This is a genomic window from Acinetobacter sp. P37 (assembly GCF_057480965.1).
Genome location: NZ_JBLIYY010000010.1, coordinates 89,531 through 103,620, shown reverse-complemented (window position 1 = coordinate 103,620; position 14,090 = coordinate 89,531). Strand labels below are relative to the sequence as shown.

Genomic DNA, 14,090 nt, shown 5'->3' with positions numbered 1-14,090 from the left:
CCTTTGACCAATTAAAAGTCTATTTTACATTGAAATAAATCGAAACATTTCGTCCGATCATTCTTGTATTTCAGGATGATCGGATCAAAATAACAGTGTCATCTCCCTGTCATTCTTACAGGACATTATGTTCTTAACATCCTTTTTTGTAGGCCTCGTATGCGCATAATCGGTCACCGTGGCGCTCGTGGTGAAGCACCTGAAAATACCCTAGGTGGTTTCCAATATATTCAAGATTTAGGCATACGCTCAGTTGAATTTGATGTGCGACAGCTAAAAGATCGCGCCTTAATTGTGATGCATGACGATCAATTCATCCGTACCACCGGCCAAGATAAGTATCTTTATGAATGCGAAAGTTCTGAACTAGAACCGTATAACCATGCAGTGACATGGTCAGAATGGAATAAAGTTGAGCCGACGCCACTGCTCGAACAAACGCTCAAAATTATTCATAACTTCGATCATATTGAAGTCGAAGTGAAAGCAGTGAAGACACAGACTGAAGCTGAAGCGCTGACTGAAACCTTGGAACAACAGCTCCAAGGTTTCGAACATTCCGCGGTGATCACCAGTTTTGACCCTAAAATTCATCTTGCTTTGCAACAAAAAAAATCCGGCTTCAAACGCGGGCTTTTGGTTGAAACGGACGTAAAATTTAAAGCGATTGAACAAGCACTTGAATTAGGTTGTATCCAAATCGGTTGGATGAACCAACTTGCCAATTCAGACATTATTCAGGCCACACAGCAGGCAAAATTAAATGTGAGTGTATGGACCGTCAACGACGTTGATCGTGCTAAACAGCTTAAAGATTGGGGCATCAACGGTTTAATTACCGACTATCCTAAATTAATGATGCAGCATTTTTAATGCTGCTTTATTCACCTAGATTTGTGTAATTCACTTCTCGATCAACACGTCGCTATTTCAATCGGTCTATTTTCTTTCTAAAACCAATACAGTTTGTCCAAGACTGTTTTGCATCGTCATGTGTTTCCCTTTTATTTGAAATTGTGTTGCGGCTTGCAAGGCATCTGAAAGTTCAGCCTCTTGAGCCAAAGCCGAATCACAGCTGAAATAACCTGCTCGGGCATTCAGATCAATGCTGTGTTTTAAGGTATCGATCACATAAGTGCCACTGATATTGTTACATCCCGTATTTCCCTGAATTTGTCGAAATTGCGAATTGAACTGAAGATAAGGTTGATGATGAAAGAACTTTGCTTTTTGTCCAGCGATTTTCACAATCGTCCATGGAATATCTTGTATCCCATCGTTCACGCGAATAAGTTTTAATGGCTGCTCAATACTGTTGCCCAGTGATTTTCCGTGTGACTTTGTAGTCACCTTCTGCGTCGGAGAATTTTGACAAGCCATCAGTCCAAGACAACTGATCAGAAAGCTGCCCCAGATGCAGTATTTGATAAGTAATTTCAGATTATTTTGACAAATTTGCTGATTTTTTGGCATCTTTTTACTCCACAAAAAGTCAAATAACTTCAGTCGTATTATGTTACTGTTTAGAACAATACAACTGTACAATAACAGTAGTGAAAACGGGTTTTCCCGTGCTACTATTCTGTACGTTTAAAATCCCTTAAAAATTTAATGGGATTCGTCCTATCTATACCTCCCAAGGTTTCAGGAGTGCTGTTGGAGATGAATGCTCCCCTACCCAAAGCCCCAATGAACTGGATTGCCATTTTTGCATTGGTGTTTTTACCTATCGTCGCAGTTATTGCAATTCCGTTATATGCCATTAATCATGATTTTAGTGCCGCTGCTTGGATCAGTATGTTTGTTTTACTGGGTTTCAGTAGTTTAGGTATTACCGCAGGTTATCACCGCTTATGGGCACACCGTGCTTATGAAGCAACCTTGCCTTTAAAGATCATTTTAATGCTCATGGGTACTTTTGCAGTTCAAAATAGTATTTTATTTTGGGCTTCAGGCCACCGTACACATCACCGTCATGTTGATGATGTGGATCAAGATCCATACTCAATCAACCGTGGTTTTTGGTATGCACACATTGGTTGGATGCTTCGTGATTATCCAGCAGCAGCACCAAACTATAAAAATGCACCTGACTTATTAAAAGATAAAGTCGTGATGTTCCAAGACAAATATTACATCCCTTTAGTGATTGCCGTTCACGCAGCTATTTTGTTACCAATTGGTTGGGCTGTAGGCGACATGTGGGGCGTTCTATTATTGGGCGGTTTAATGCGTTTAATCTTAAGCCATCACGTAACTTTCTTTATTAACTCACTTTGCCATATGTGGGGAAAACGTCCGTATACTGATGAAAATACGGCACGTGACAACTTTGTTCTAGCTATTGCTACTTGGGGTGAGGGTTATCATAACTACCATCACATTTTCCAATACGACTACCGTAATGGTGTGAAATGGTGGCAATATGACCCAACTAAATGGCTAATTTGGTCATGTTCTAAATTAGGTTTGGCAAAGAACTTACGCCGTATTCCAAGCTTTAATATTAAAAAAGCTGAGTTGGCAATGAAGTTTAAATATGCTGAACAAGACCTTGCGATTTATGGTCTGAATATGACCGATGACATCGCCACAGCAAAACAACGTATTTCTCAAGAATATGATGCGTTTTCGCAAACTTTGAATGACTGGGCAAAATTAAAAGAACAGGAAATTCAAGCGAAGAAAACAGCAGTTGCTGAAAAAATTCATCAAATGGATGACAAACTCAAACTTGAATTCCAGCAAGTTGAACAACGCCTATCTCAGCACCGTGAAACACTGAATCAATTGATGCGTAATTTGAAAAAGAAAACCGCTTAACTGTTTTAAAGCTCCTCAAATGATAAAGCCTCCCTTGTGGAGGCTTTATTGATTTTAAGCTACAGTTTTTCTATCTGGTCTTTGCTATAGTTTAAACATAATTTGAATTTTTAAAGATCATTATGCTGTTCAATGCCCGCTATAACACCCTGCCACCTCGCCTGTACCATCATCAGCAGCCTGTACCCTTAAAAGGCTCAAAAGCAGGACATTTTAATGCGGCTCTTGCAGATGAGCTGCAATGGTCGGCAGAAGATCAAGCTGCGTGGGTAGACATCTGCAGCGGTCAAAAAACCTTTGCTGAATTTGAACCTTTGGCCATGGTCTATGCAGGTCACCAGTTTGGACAATGGGCAGGCCAATTAGGCGATGGACGCGGCTTATTGATTGCGCAAATCATCGATAAACATGGGCAAACCATTGACCTCCATCTCAAAGGTGCCGGCTCGACCCCTTACTCACGCATGGGCGATGGACGTGCAGTGCTGCGCTCGACCATTCGTGAATATTTGGCAGGACATGCGCTGAACAACCTAGGCGTTGCATCCAGCAATGCGGTAGGTTTTACCAGTTCTGAGCAAGGTGTACAGCGCGAAAAACTCGAGCTCGGTGCGATGATGCTACGTACATCTGACTGTCATATTCGATTGGGGCATTTTGAATGGATCAATCAATATCAAAGCGATTTACTGCCTGAATTCACGCAAAAATGCATCGAATGGCACTACCCTGAATGCTTGAATGCCGAACAACCGATTTTAGCTTTTGCCACTCAAGTCATTCAGCGTACCGCAGTGATGATTGCCAAATGGCAGCTCATTGGTTTCGCACATGGCGTGATGAATACTGACAATCTGAATATTACTGGTTCAACGCTCGATTTTGGACCTTATGGATTTATGGAGCGCTTCCGCCCAAACTGGATCAACAACCATTCGGATTACCAAGGCCGCTATACCTATCAGCAGCAGCCGAGTATTGGGCATTGGAATCTCTGGCAATGGCTGAATAATCTCATTCCGCTCTGCCCTACGGACTATGACAAAGAACAGTGGAAAGAAGATTTAGCTAAGTGCTTAGAGCATTTTGAACTGACCTTCTTGGAACATTATAAATTGGGCTTAGCTCAGAAAATGGGTTTGCCAAGTTTCCATAAAGACAGCTTTGACTGCGCCATGGCCTTTTTGCGTATTCTGCAAAGTGAACAGCTGGACTACACGCAAAGCTTTATTCGTCTGCAAAATCATGAATATGAAGCCATTAAAGATGACTGTTTAGACCGCCGCGCCTTTGAAGGTTTCTTGGCACAATATGAAAGTATCCGTGAGCATCAGGACACCGATGCTTTAGATGCGGAAATGGCACAGGCCAATCCGCAATATCTCTTGCGTAACCATATGGCGCAAAAGGCGATTGAGCTTGCTGAACGTAATGATTTTTCAGAAGTTGAGCGTTTGTTTACATTATTGAGCCAACCATTTACTAAACAACTTGACCTAGAAAAAACTGAAGATTTAGGACCTTTACCAAGTGATGTGCCTGAAGTGATGGTCAGCTGCTCGTCTTAAAAAATTATCCACAAATCCACATTTCACTCGAATCAAAATTGTGGATAATTTAAACATTATCCACAATTCAGAAATCGATGGACTGCGAAAGCAGTTTATCCACTAAATTACAATGACAAGAAAAAATATCACGATCTTTAGTTTCGCTATCCTAATCTGCCTTGTTGCAAGCTATTTGGGCTATCAAAAATTTGAAAAATATCTACCTACACCTGCCAATGCACTGGCCTTTCCACCTAAATTAAGTGATTTGCAAATTCAAAAAATTCGCACAGAAACGCCGATCGACAATATTCAGGTACATAAAGCTGAGCGTTATTTAGAGTTAAAACATCAGGATCAGGTCATTCGGCGTTACCCGATGCGTCTGGGTTTTCAACCGCTTGGACATAAAGTTCAAGAAGGTGATGGCAAGACGCCAGAAGGAACTTATCATATAGATTGGCGCAATCCGCAAAGCGCATTTTATAAATCTTTGCATATCTCTTACCCCAATGCGGCCGATAAACAGAAGGCTAAAAATCTAGGGGTTTCTGCAGGTAGTGACATTATGATTCATGGTTCGGCGACCAGTTTACAAATGAAAGCTGCACCACAACTGATGACGTATTTCCCACAAAAAGATTGGACTTGGGGCTGTATTGCAGTGCGCAATATTGATATGGATGAAATTTGGCAACTGGTGAATAATGAGACCGTTATTCATATTCATCCTTAGGCTTTAACGCTCAGGCTTATTTTTGGGTATCCCCTATGATTGCATTACATGCTGTAGCTGCGAAGACAGCCTTAGCCCTGCCAGAAACCACATGCAGCCAGCCTTTTGGTGAAGGCTGTGATGTGTTTAAAGTGATGGATAAGGTTTTTATGCTGAGTTTTCATTTAGAAGGCAAAGCAGCTATCAATTTAAAAGTGCTGCCAGACAATGGCGGAATGCTTAAAGACATTTATCCCTTTATTCGTGCGGGCTGGCATATGAATAAGCAGCATTGGATTTCTGTTTTTACAGATGAAGAATTGGAAGAAGAACTGCTGCAGGATTTGGTACTGAATTCTTATGAATTGGTGGTATCAAAGTTAAACAAAGGACAGCGGCAGAGGATTGAATTGCTGAGGAGTGTTTAGATAACACTTCCCTTTCGATCTGGTTGATTTTGCAAATTTAGTATAATCGCAATTATGTTAAATGAAGTAAAATTCTATGGATTTTAATATCCATAGAAATCTTTTAGTATTCATATTTAAAATGAAATTTCCCATTATGAAAAAACCAATAATTTTTTCGATATTATTACTAACTTGTTCCTTTTCATAGGATTTGTTGCACAAAGATTTGAAAGGTAAAGCGCCCCTAATTAAGCCAAATTTAAGGCGTAACTTGGCTAAGTGGTCGACCTAATTCCGTAAATCTGTTAAGGACTGCTACACGTGCATGGATCTCATTCACTTGGCTATCAAAACTCCTTGCACTGAGTTTATCTCCTAATAATTTGATGCAATGCATCTTAGTTTCAACCAAACTTCGCCGATGATAGCCTGACCATTTTTTCCATAGTGTCCTGCCTGAGAAGCACTGCTTCGCAAGATTAACCGTTCGAAGCAATTCATTTCGCTCTAGCGAGCTACTCTTTGTATCTTTCCATGGTTTCGCATTTTTTCTAGGTGGAATCACCGCATGCCCTTGCCGATCTGCAATGACCTGACGGCATTGCTTGGTGTCATAAGCTCCATCAGTATAAACAGAGTCAATCCGCTCATCTTGTGGAATCTGATTAAGTAAATCACCAAGCACCTGTGAATCACTGACATTATTGGTTGTAAGCTGAACTGCTCGTATTTGTAGGGTTTTAGCATCTATACCAATATGAAGTTTACGCCATTGGCGACGATATTCAGGTCCATGTTTCTTGCGTTTCCATTCGCCCTCACCTAGAAACTTCATGCCTGTAGAGTCCATGAGTAGATGCAGCCCATCGCTACTTTTTTGGTAGCTGATTACAATATCAATATGCTTTTGTCTTCTACAAAGCGTGGAGTACGAATATCACTGATATTCGGAGCTATCCAATTTAATCCGCAAAGTTTAATCAAACTTTGCACAAAGCCAGTAACCATACGTAAAGACAGACGAAATAAGGATTTAATCATTAAGCAGCATTGGATGGCTGCGTCGGAGTAGGTTTGATTTCGCCCTTGTTTGCCTTTTGATGGCGCATACCATTGCGTAACAGGATCAAACCAAAGGGCAATATTTCCGCGACTCATGAGTGCTCGGTTATATGCGGGCCAATTGGTTGTGCGGTAGATTTTGTGTGTAGACTTCTTCATTTGAAAATTATATCGCTGAAAAAGCCTTTACAGATAGGTTTGTGCAACAAAGCCCTTTTCATATGCGGATGACAATGAACAATGTGATGGAATTGCATATGCAGCAGACACATTGATGACTTTTCATCAAATGGGTTCAGATGTAGAAAAAGCTAAAAGTATTTATAGCAACCTCTTCAAAGAGGAAGGTGAAATTTTCAATCAGATAGTAGATGAAGTGAAGAAATCACCTGTCTATATACCAAAGAGGAAGAAGCAGAAAAAGCTATAGAAGACTTTAAAAATAAATGGAAAAACTATTGTGTAGAAAACAATATAAAGTGATTCGCAATTGAATTGATTATCTGCATAGTGATTCTAAAGATTTCCTAAAATTAACATAATACACGTTATACGAAATAATTTGTTTTATCCAATATAAATCATAATCTTATATAAATTCGCCCTAGAATTGAATGCACTAGAGCAGTTTTTATATGAATATTCACTCAATTTGCGTATTTTGTCAGAATTTTTCAAAATCATTTTTTAGTGACAGTGAACAAAGGCTCTTCCCTAAGCCTTCATGGTATTAAACCTTCTTCAATTGCATCACTTTAAACAGCACATACAGCAGTAAAATCCATACGGGCTGCATCAGCACCGACAGCATAAAGCCCTGATTCCACATGATGTATAAAATCATCAGCATGAACACCAAAACAAAATAGTTGGTGAACGGTGCAAATAAAGCAGGAAACTTGGTCAGTATGCCCTGTTGCTGCATCGCTTTTCTAAACTTCAAATGAATCAAGCTGATCAGCATCCAATTCAGCACCGCAGCGCTCACCACGATATAAATCAAATAACTCAATGCTTTTTCAGGTAAGAAATAATTCAGCAGCACACAGCCAAAAATCAGCAAAGCAGAAAATAAAACTGCAGCAATCGGTGTCCCGTGCTTATTCACCTGTTTAAAGGCTTTTGGCGCATTGCCCTGTTCTGCCAAACCAAGCAGCATGCGGCTATTGGCATACATGCCGCTATTACAGACCGAAACGGAGGCCGTCAAAATAATAAAATTCAGCAAATGCGCCGCCCAATCAATCCCCATCTGATTAAAAATCATCACAAAAGGACTATGATCCAAACCGCCAAGTTTCAACTGATTCCACGGCACCAGCGACAGCAGTACCGCCAAGGAACAGATATAAAATAAGAACACGCGGATTACGGTCTGATTCACCGCTTTCGGGATATTTTGATCAGGATTTTCAGTTTCAGCCGCCGCCATGCTGATTAATTCAATGCCGCCAAAAGCAAACATCATAAAGGCTAGCATGTAGAATAAGCCTTCAAAACCGTGCGGGAAGAAGCCGCCATGTACCCATAAATTACTAATCGAAGCGGTAGAGTCTGCGCCTGCTGTAAGTAGCAGGTATATACCAAAAATAATCATGGCAACAATCGCCACAACCTTAATCATCGACAGCCAAAATTCAGATTCTGCATACAGTTTGACATTGGCTAAATTGGCTAGCGTAATCACAGCAAAAAACACCAAAACTGAAACCCAAGCAGGCACATGCGGCCACCAGTAATTGATATATTTGCCTATCGCGGTCAGCTCGGTCATCACTACTAAAATATACAGAATCCAGTAGTTCCAGCCCGTTAAAAAGCCCGCAAACTTGCCCCAATACTTAAAAGCAAAATGACTGAATGAACCTGTGACTGGCTCTTGCACGATCATCTCGCCCAGCTGGCGCATAATCAGAAAAGCAATCAAACCACCAATCAAATAGCCCAGAATTATCGATGGTCCAGCCGACTCAATAATATGCGCAGAGCCTAAAAATAGCCCTGTCCCGATTGCGCCACCCATTGCAATCAGCTGAATATGACGGTTCTTTAATCGGCGCTGCAGTTGAGGCATTTCGCTGCTCACAACACGTTCTCATCTTATAAAAAAGTGGATTGTAGCCTGTGCAGCTCTTTGCAGCCAAATATTCGCAGATCATTTCTGTATGAATCATTATGGAATACAGCGCGTGAGCTGCATTTCTCCATAGCACTTGGTCAAATTGATAGGATGGACAATACGGGCCATAAGATTCCACTCGAACAGCCGGAAGCTTTAGCCGCCAGTATACTAAAGTGGCTGAATATATTGTCCCTTTAAATATAAACAGCCCTCAATAGAGAGCTGCTTTTTAGCATTCACTTCACTTGATGGATGATTGATAGTGAATGCAGAACGTCAAACCTATTTATTCATGCTGCAGTGTCATGTAAATCTTTATTTTCGCTGTGGCACTTCAGCCCACCGTGCATAACTCTTCGTGCTTTTCAGCACAGTGTCCGCTTGTTTTGTAGCGACGCCACTATAGTCCTGAGAGAAACTATCTGAATATTCATCAAAACTCGCACCATCAAATAATGGGAAAGTACCGGCTTTTTTCTGAATCACCACATCATCAATCATCCAGCCACGGAAACCATTATAAAGTCCATCGACCGTTCTAAATTGGAATTTCAGCTGAACATTGGCCTTGCCTGCATATTCATCTAATGAAATTGCTTCTTGCTGAACAGCAGCCGGTGCGAGGTTAAAGCCTAAATTACTGTATGGAATCGGCGCGCGCTCATATGCCGAGGATGGATCTGCCAGCGGGTTTAATCGAGCCAAGGTCTTAAAGCTGTTGCCACCGTCGGTAGAAACTAAAATATTCATCAAATCGAACCCTTGATTATTTGGATTGACCGACTCAATTTCCCACCATGTTTTAAAGCTTAAACTCAAAGGCGCTTGATACTGGCTTAGATTAATGGCAGGTGAGATTAACTCACCCATATTATGGGTATTAGATGTTCCGCCATCAAACTCTGGAGCCATAGATGAATCACTTAAAGCGCCAATAAAGTTGCCATTTACTTTGTCACCATACCAATATGCAGTATTGCCTTGCAGTGGCTCAGGCACCTTGCCTTGACTTTGGTCATTTGGCGCTAAGCGTACACGCTGATTCACTTGATTATTACGAATGTTGTGACCTTTGTTTAGCAACTGCCAATCAACATTGGCCACACTTGGCTGCGACCTTGTCCATGCATTGCGGGTTGCTGAGTCCACTTCAAAAGTTTCACGCCATACCACATCTGCAGATGCTGTTTCGGGCAGTACTTCAAATTGATAGCCCGATGCAGAAGAAGCAATGACCGTAACTTTTTTCGTAATAGCATTAATTCCTGCACCGTTAATGGTGAGCGTGGCATTTTTCAATGCTTCAAGCAGATCATTGCTCACATTAAATGAAAGCGTGAAATATCCATTGGCATCAGTCAAAGCACTAACAAATGCGCCATTGGTCGCTGTACCGCCAGACAATGACACTTGCGCATTCGCCAAAGGTTTCCCTTTAAAAATCACTTGACCAGAGAATGTTCCGACCACTGCATCATTGACTGGTGCATCACTTAGTGTCTGACAGTCTTGGTCTAAGCAGTTGAGAACCACATTCAACACAATGCTCTTATTGGTATTTTTAGGATGGATCAAGAATGCCGAAACTGCAGACTGTCCATTTTTAGTGACCAAAACATAATATGTGCCTGCAGCCAATTTAGGCAGTTTAACGATGCCTTGAGCATTGGCAAGATAACTTTGACCTTTAAAATGAGTTGCTGTCGGTAAACTATTGATCGGTGGAAAGAACTGTTCAGAATCATCTGCTGTGATTGTATTTGTTGCTGTTTTCAGACTGCCTGCTTGTACTTTTTGCCATTCTTCATCACTTAAAATCTGAATCGACGCAGCATTTAAAGCAAGATTATTCACATCTAATAAAGTCAGCTCTTCTACGCTCTTTTGTACCATAGCATCGGCAACTGGCTCTGGCGGTACACTCCCTGTCTCGTCACGATCACTACCACCACATGCCGTTAAACCCAAGACACCCGTGACCATTATTATTTTTACAAAAGCGCTATTTTTCATCTGTTCTGCCCTCTGGCTGTTCCATTTTTAAAAATTGTTATGTCTACATTGAACTTTGCCAGCTCAAACATACTGGTTAATATTCCAGCAAAATAATAACCAATTTTCATTAAATGCGCAAATTTCGCATTTTATATCTTTATGGCTTTCGGTTCTTCTTGTATTTAAAATTAATGCAACTAGCTATACACGTAGCAAAAAAAAACAGGCCGAAGCCTGTCCTTTTAGTATTTACAATCTATTTTAATCTTCTGGATATTCAAAACGGTAGCCGACGCCATACACAGCTTGAATCCACTCATGACGGTTGCCGGTTTCCGCTGCATCTGAAATCTTACGACGTAAATTTTTAATATGACTATCAATCACACGGTCAGCCACTTCAAAACTGTCTGGGTTAATATGATCAAGCAATTGCGCACGTGAATACACCTGCCCTACATGCTCTAAAAACAACTCAAGTAAACGAAACTCAGTTGGCGTTAAGCTCAACGCTTTTTGTTGATACCAAATGCGTTGCTGTGCTTTGTCCATACGGAATAAATCATTGGCTTCAGGTTCAGCTTTACGGTCTAAACGGCGCAGAACTGCTTGTACACGTGCCACCAATTCTTTCGGACTAAACGGTTTGCAGACATAATCGTCAGCCCCCATATTCAACCCCAATACACGGTCGATTTCTTCAGTTCGTGCAGTCACCATAATAATTGGCAGATCAGACTGCTCACGGACTTTACGGCAAATGGTTAAGCCATCCATACGTGGCACCATTAGGTCCAAAATCATTAGACTCGGCTTACGCTGCGTGAAGCTCTCATAGGCTTCTTGACCATCATGAAACATGCTAACTTCAAAGCCTGCAGCCTCTAGATAATCACGCACTAGCTGTGCAAGTTCCACTTCATCTTCAACCAACATGATATGTTTCATGCATGCTTCCTTTTAATATTTCATCTGTTTGGGAAATGTCAATTTGCAACGCAAACCGCCCAATGGAGAATGATCAAAACTCAACTCTCCACCCAATGCTCTAGCTATTTTTACGGATAACGCCAATCCTAATCCTGTACCACCAGTTGCACGCGTACGTGAATCATCCACACGATAGAAACGCTCACCTAAACGTTCCAACTGTTCATCAGTTAAACCAAATGGGCTGTCATCAACATACACGGTCCACTGGGTTTCGTCTTGCTCAGTATGAACATGCACTTCACCACCAGCTTCCGTATAACGAATACTGTTACCCAATAAGTTGACCATAATCTGTTTAAAACGGTCTATATCTAATTGTAATGAAGTCCCTTCGCCCATTGCGGTAATTTTCAAATCTGCTTGCTCAAACTTCGGCTTAAAGCTTTCAACCTCTTGGATCACTACATCCCAAGGATTGAGCGTGGTCAAATAACAATTCAGTTGTTGTGCATCGGCTTGTGCCAAATCTGCCAAATCTTTGGTCAATTTTTTCAAACTACTCACTTGATTCAGCATCGAAGTAAAATGCTCTGGCGTTGGCTTACGAATACCGTCCTGCATCGCCTCAATTTGAGCCTGTAACACGGCCAATGGCGTTTTCAATTCATGTGAAGTATCAGCCACCCATTGACGACGTGACGTTTCATGCTGATCGAGAATTACGGCCAACTGATTCAATTCATTCGATAAATCACCAAGCTCATCATTACGGTTCACCGCAACTTGATGTTGATAATTGCCCTTGGTTAATTCACGTGTTCCCATTAACAAACGCTGAATCGGTTTTTTAAAGTATGTTGCCAATAACAATGCTGCAATCAAACTTGCAATAAACGTAAGCGCATAAACCAATAATAAATAACGTTTTTGCTTACTAAAGAAGTTAATACTGATCGCATCATCTTGATCGAGGACAGGTTTGAGCCCCAAATATCCCACGATTTGATTATTCACCATAATCGGACGATAAGAGATTTGTTCATCTGTCGGCTCACCCACAACAAATTGGCGATGTGCATCATATAAAGATAAACGCGAACTCAAGCCCAAGCGGTCAGGCATTTGGATAAATTGTTTCTTACCACCATTATTACTGTTACTTTGTGAGGATTGATCTGCATCTTTTTCATCCGTGTTCGACTCTTTTGGACGGAATACATTTTGGTTCGTACTTAAAGGAAATTTTAAACCTTCAAAGGGTTGGAACTCAGATGGTAAGTTTTGTTCCAGCCATTTCAGCTCTTCAATTTTTTGCTCTGCCGTATGCTGTGGTGTTGCCAGCATCGATGCTGCATTTAAACTATGATCTTGGAAATAGCGCTGCTGCAATGCAATGTCATATTGACGACGTAACCACCACCGAGAGAGACGATCATAGTCATCTGGCGCTGCCTGCCCTTCAATTTGCAGAATCTGTGCCTGAATCGCATTGCCCCAATCATGATAGACCGTATACACATCGGCTAAATTTTCAATGACATGGTCAAGCTTTTGCATCTCGACATCGGCCACATATTTGGTGAAATTACGCTGCATATTCCAATGCAAAACGCCAAGACTTACCGTTGTGATGACGAGCGTCGTCAACAGCACAGTCAGAAACAAGCGTAGGGCAATCGGGATACGACGTATTTTCAAACGAGAACTCTCATTTTTCTTCTATATTCATTATTGTAGCGAACACGCAACTAAAAAACTCTCCATTGTTTCTACATCTTTATTATTTAATCTTTAACCATCGGAAAAAGATCTAATCTGGTGGGGTAAAGACTATGAAACTAATGACCAAAATGGCTTTAATCGGTGCAAGCGTACTGAGCATGGGTGCATTAACTGCCTGTCAATCGACAACCGCACCAAAAGATAACGATCATGGCCGTATGATGAAACAACATCATGGTGATCACGATCGTCGTATGTCACCTGAGCAACGTGAACATTTTAAACAAATGCGTGCCGAGCAACGTCAAGTGTTTGCTGATATGCAAAAAGCCTGCGATGGCAAGGCTACAGGTTCAACAGTTCAAGTAAAAGCTGGCGATAAAAATATTGATGGTACATGTACCATGGTGTTCAAAGCAGACCGTCAAGACATGAAAAAAGCACGTGGTGAACATCATCCAATGCGTGGCGACATGCGTGGTCAGATGCAACGCGGTGAGCCACTGACTGATGCAAAACGTGCAGAACTGACTAAACAGTTTGATCAACGTTTAGCTGAACGCCAAGCGAAGCAACAAGCCATTATGAAAGCATGCCAAGGCAAGACTGATGGCAGTGCGGTTGCCATTAAAGTTGGCGAACAGCAAATCAATGGTAAATGTGAAGTTCGCTTCCAACCTAAAGCCCCTGTTGTCCCAACGCCAGCACCAGTGAAATAATCCAAACTTAGATCGCGATATCATTGCGTAAAAAAGGCA

At 41.3% G+C, this 14,090-nt stretch carries 12 protein-coding genes and 1 pseudogene; 7 read left to right on the top strand and 6 right to left on the bottom strand.

What is annotated here, in order from left to right; genetic code table 11:
• The first annotated feature begins 159 nt into the window (after positions 1-159).
• Positions 160-873: a glycerophosphodiester phosphodiesterase gene (locus AC25JC_RS10905; protein ID WP_180005543.1), complete on the top strand. Its 714-nt coding sequence runs from the start codon at positions 160-162 to the stop codon at positions 871-873.
• 66 nt (positions 874-939) lie between these two features.
• On the opposite strand, the gene AC25JC_RS10900 is transcribed toward AC25JC_RS10905, so the two are convergent.
• Positions 940-1,473, bottom strand: a complete 534-nt coding sequence (locus AC25JC_RS10900; protein ID WP_486924025.1) for an META domain-containing protein — start codon at positions 1,471-1,473, stop codon at positions 940-942.
• Positions 1,474-1,662: 189 nt separating this feature from the next.
• On the opposite strand from AC25JC_RS10900, the gene AC25JC_RS10895 reads away from it, so the two are divergent.
• The 4 genes from AC25JC_RS10895 to AC25JC_RS10880 all read left to right on the top strand — a co-directional run bounded on the left by AC25JC_RS10895 (position 1,663) and on the right by AC25JC_RS10880 (position 5,516).
• Positions 1,663-2,823: an acyl-CoA desaturase gene (locus AC25JC_RS10895; RefSeq protein WP_486924024.1), complete on the top strand. Its 1,161-nt coding sequence runs from the start codon at positions 1,663-1,665 to the stop codon at positions 2,821-2,823.
• Between the two features lie 122 nt (positions 2,824-2,945).
• Positions 2,946-4,391, top strand: coding sequence for a protein adenylyltransferase SelO (locus AC25JC_RS10890; RefSeq protein WP_486924023.1), 1,446 nt, complete (start codon positions 2,946-2,948; stop codon positions 4,389-4,391).
• A gap of 112 nt (positions 4,392-4,503) precedes the next feature.
• Positions 4,504-5,109, top strand: coding sequence for a L,D-transpeptidase family protein (locus AC25JC_RS10885; RefSeq protein WP_486924022.1), 606 nt, complete (start codon positions 4,504-4,506; stop codon positions 5,107-5,109).
• Between the two features lie 35 nt (positions 5,110-5,144).
• On the top strand, positions 5,145-5,516 hold the full coding sequence (locus AC25JC_RS10880; protein ID WP_486924021.1) for an MmcQ/YjbR family DNA-binding protein: 372 nt from the start codon (positions 5,145-5,147) through the stop codon (positions 5,514-5,516).
• Between the two features lie 241 nt (positions 5,517-5,757).
• Here AC25JC_RS10880 and AC25JC_RS10875 read toward each other — a convergent pair.
• Positions 5,758-6,719, bottom strand: a pseudogene (locus AC25JC_RS10875) (IS5 family transposase).
• Between the two features lie 115 nt (positions 6,720-6,834).
• On the opposite strand from AC25JC_RS10875, the gene AC25JC_RS10870 reads away from it, so the two are divergent.
• The gene (locus tag AC25JC_RS10870) at positions 6,835-6,990 is read left to right on the top strand and encodes a 3-hydroxybutyryl-CoA dehydrogenase (RefSeq protein WP_257223815.1); all 156 of its coding nucleotides are present in this window, start codon (positions 6,835-6,837) and stop codon (positions 6,988-6,990) included.
• A gap of 300 nt (positions 6,991-7,290) precedes the next feature.
• Here AC25JC_RS10870 and AC25JC_RS10865 read toward each other — a convergent pair whose 3' ends face one another.
• The 4 genes from AC25JC_RS10865 to baeS all read right to left on the bottom strand — a co-directional run bounded on the left by AC25JC_RS10865 (position 7,291) and on the right by baeS (position 13,308).
• Positions 7,291-8,646, bottom strand: a complete 1,356-nt coding sequence (locus tag AC25JC_RS10865; RefSeq protein WP_180116386.1) for an amino acid permease — start codon at positions 8,644-8,646, stop codon at positions 7,291-7,293.
• A 351-nt stretch (positions 8,647-8,997) separates the two neighbouring features.
• Positions 8,998-10,695: a peptidase associated/transthyretin-like domain-containing protein gene (locus tag AC25JC_RS10860; RefSeq protein WP_486924020.1), complete on the bottom strand. Its 1,698-nt coding sequence runs from the start codon at positions 10,693-10,695 to the stop codon at positions 8,998-9,000.
• 243 nt (positions 10,696-10,938) lie between these two features.
• Positions 10,939-11,625, bottom strand: a complete 687-nt coding sequence (locus AC25JC_RS10855) for a response regulator (protein WP_486924019.1) — start codon at positions 11,623-11,625, stop codon at positions 10,939-10,941.
• Positions 11,626-11,637: 12 nt separating this feature from the next.
• A complete protein-coding gene (baeS, locus tag AC25JC_RS10850; RefSeq protein WP_486924018.1) occupies positions 11,638-13,308 on the bottom strand; it encodes a sensor histidine kinase efflux regulator BaeS in 1,671 nt (556 codons plus the stop codon).
• Positions 13,309-13,442: 134 nt separating this feature from the next.
• Between baeS and AC25JC_RS10845 the strand changes: the two genes are divergently transcribed.
• Positions 13,443-14,051 carry a hypothetical protein gene (locus AC25JC_RS10845; protein ID WP_486924017.1) on the top strand — a complete coding sequence of 203 codons (609 nt, stop codon included), beginning with the start codon at positions 13,443-13,445 and terminating at the stop codon, positions 14,049-14,051.
• The last annotated feature ends 39 nt before the right edge of the window (positions 14,052-14,090 follow it).

What these genes read in the sequence shown, in the direction of transcription:
- AC25JC_RS10905 (WP_180005543.1), top strand. Translation starts at nt 160, where the DNA reads ATGCGCATAATCGGTCACCGTGGCGCTCGTGGTGAAGCACCTGAAAAT.
- AC25JC_RS10900 (WP_486924025.1), bottom strand. Translation starts at nt 1,473, where the DNA reads ATGCCAAAAAATCAGCAAATTTGTCAAAATAATCTGAAATTACTTATC.
- AC25JC_RS10895 (WP_486924024.1), top strand. Translation starts at nt 1,663, where the DNA reads ATGAATGCTCCCCTACCCAAAGCCCCAATGAACTGGATTGCCATTTTT.
- AC25JC_RS10890 (WP_486924023.1), top strand. Translation starts at nt 2,946, where the DNA reads ATGCTGTTCAATGCCCGCTATAACACCCTGCCACCTCGCCTGTACCAT.
- AC25JC_RS10885 (WP_486924022.1), top strand. Translation starts at nt 4,504, where the DNA reads ATGACAAGAAAAAATATCACGATCTTTAGTTTCGCTATCCTAATCTGC.
- AC25JC_RS10880 (WP_486924021.1), top strand. Translation starts at nt 5,145, where the DNA reads ATGATTGCATTACATGCTGTAGCTGCGAAGACAGCCTTAGCCCTGCCA.
- AC25JC_RS10870 (WP_257223815.1), top strand. Translation starts at nt 6,835, where the DNA reads ATGACTTTTCATCAAATGGGTTCAGATGTAGAAAAAGCTAAAAGTATT.
- AC25JC_RS10860 (WP_486924020.1), bottom strand. Translation starts at nt 10,695, where the DNA reads ATGAAAAATAGCGCTTTTGTAAAAATAATAATGGTCACGGGTGTCTTG.
- AC25JC_RS10855 (WP_486924019.1), bottom strand. Translation starts at nt 11,625, where the DNA reads ATGAAACATATCATGTTGGTTGAAGATGAAGTGGAACTTGCACAGCTA.
- AC25JC_RS10845 (WP_486924017.1), top strand. Translation starts at nt 13,443, where the DNA reads ATGAAACTAATGACCAAAATGGCTTTAATCGGTGCAAGCGTACTGAGC.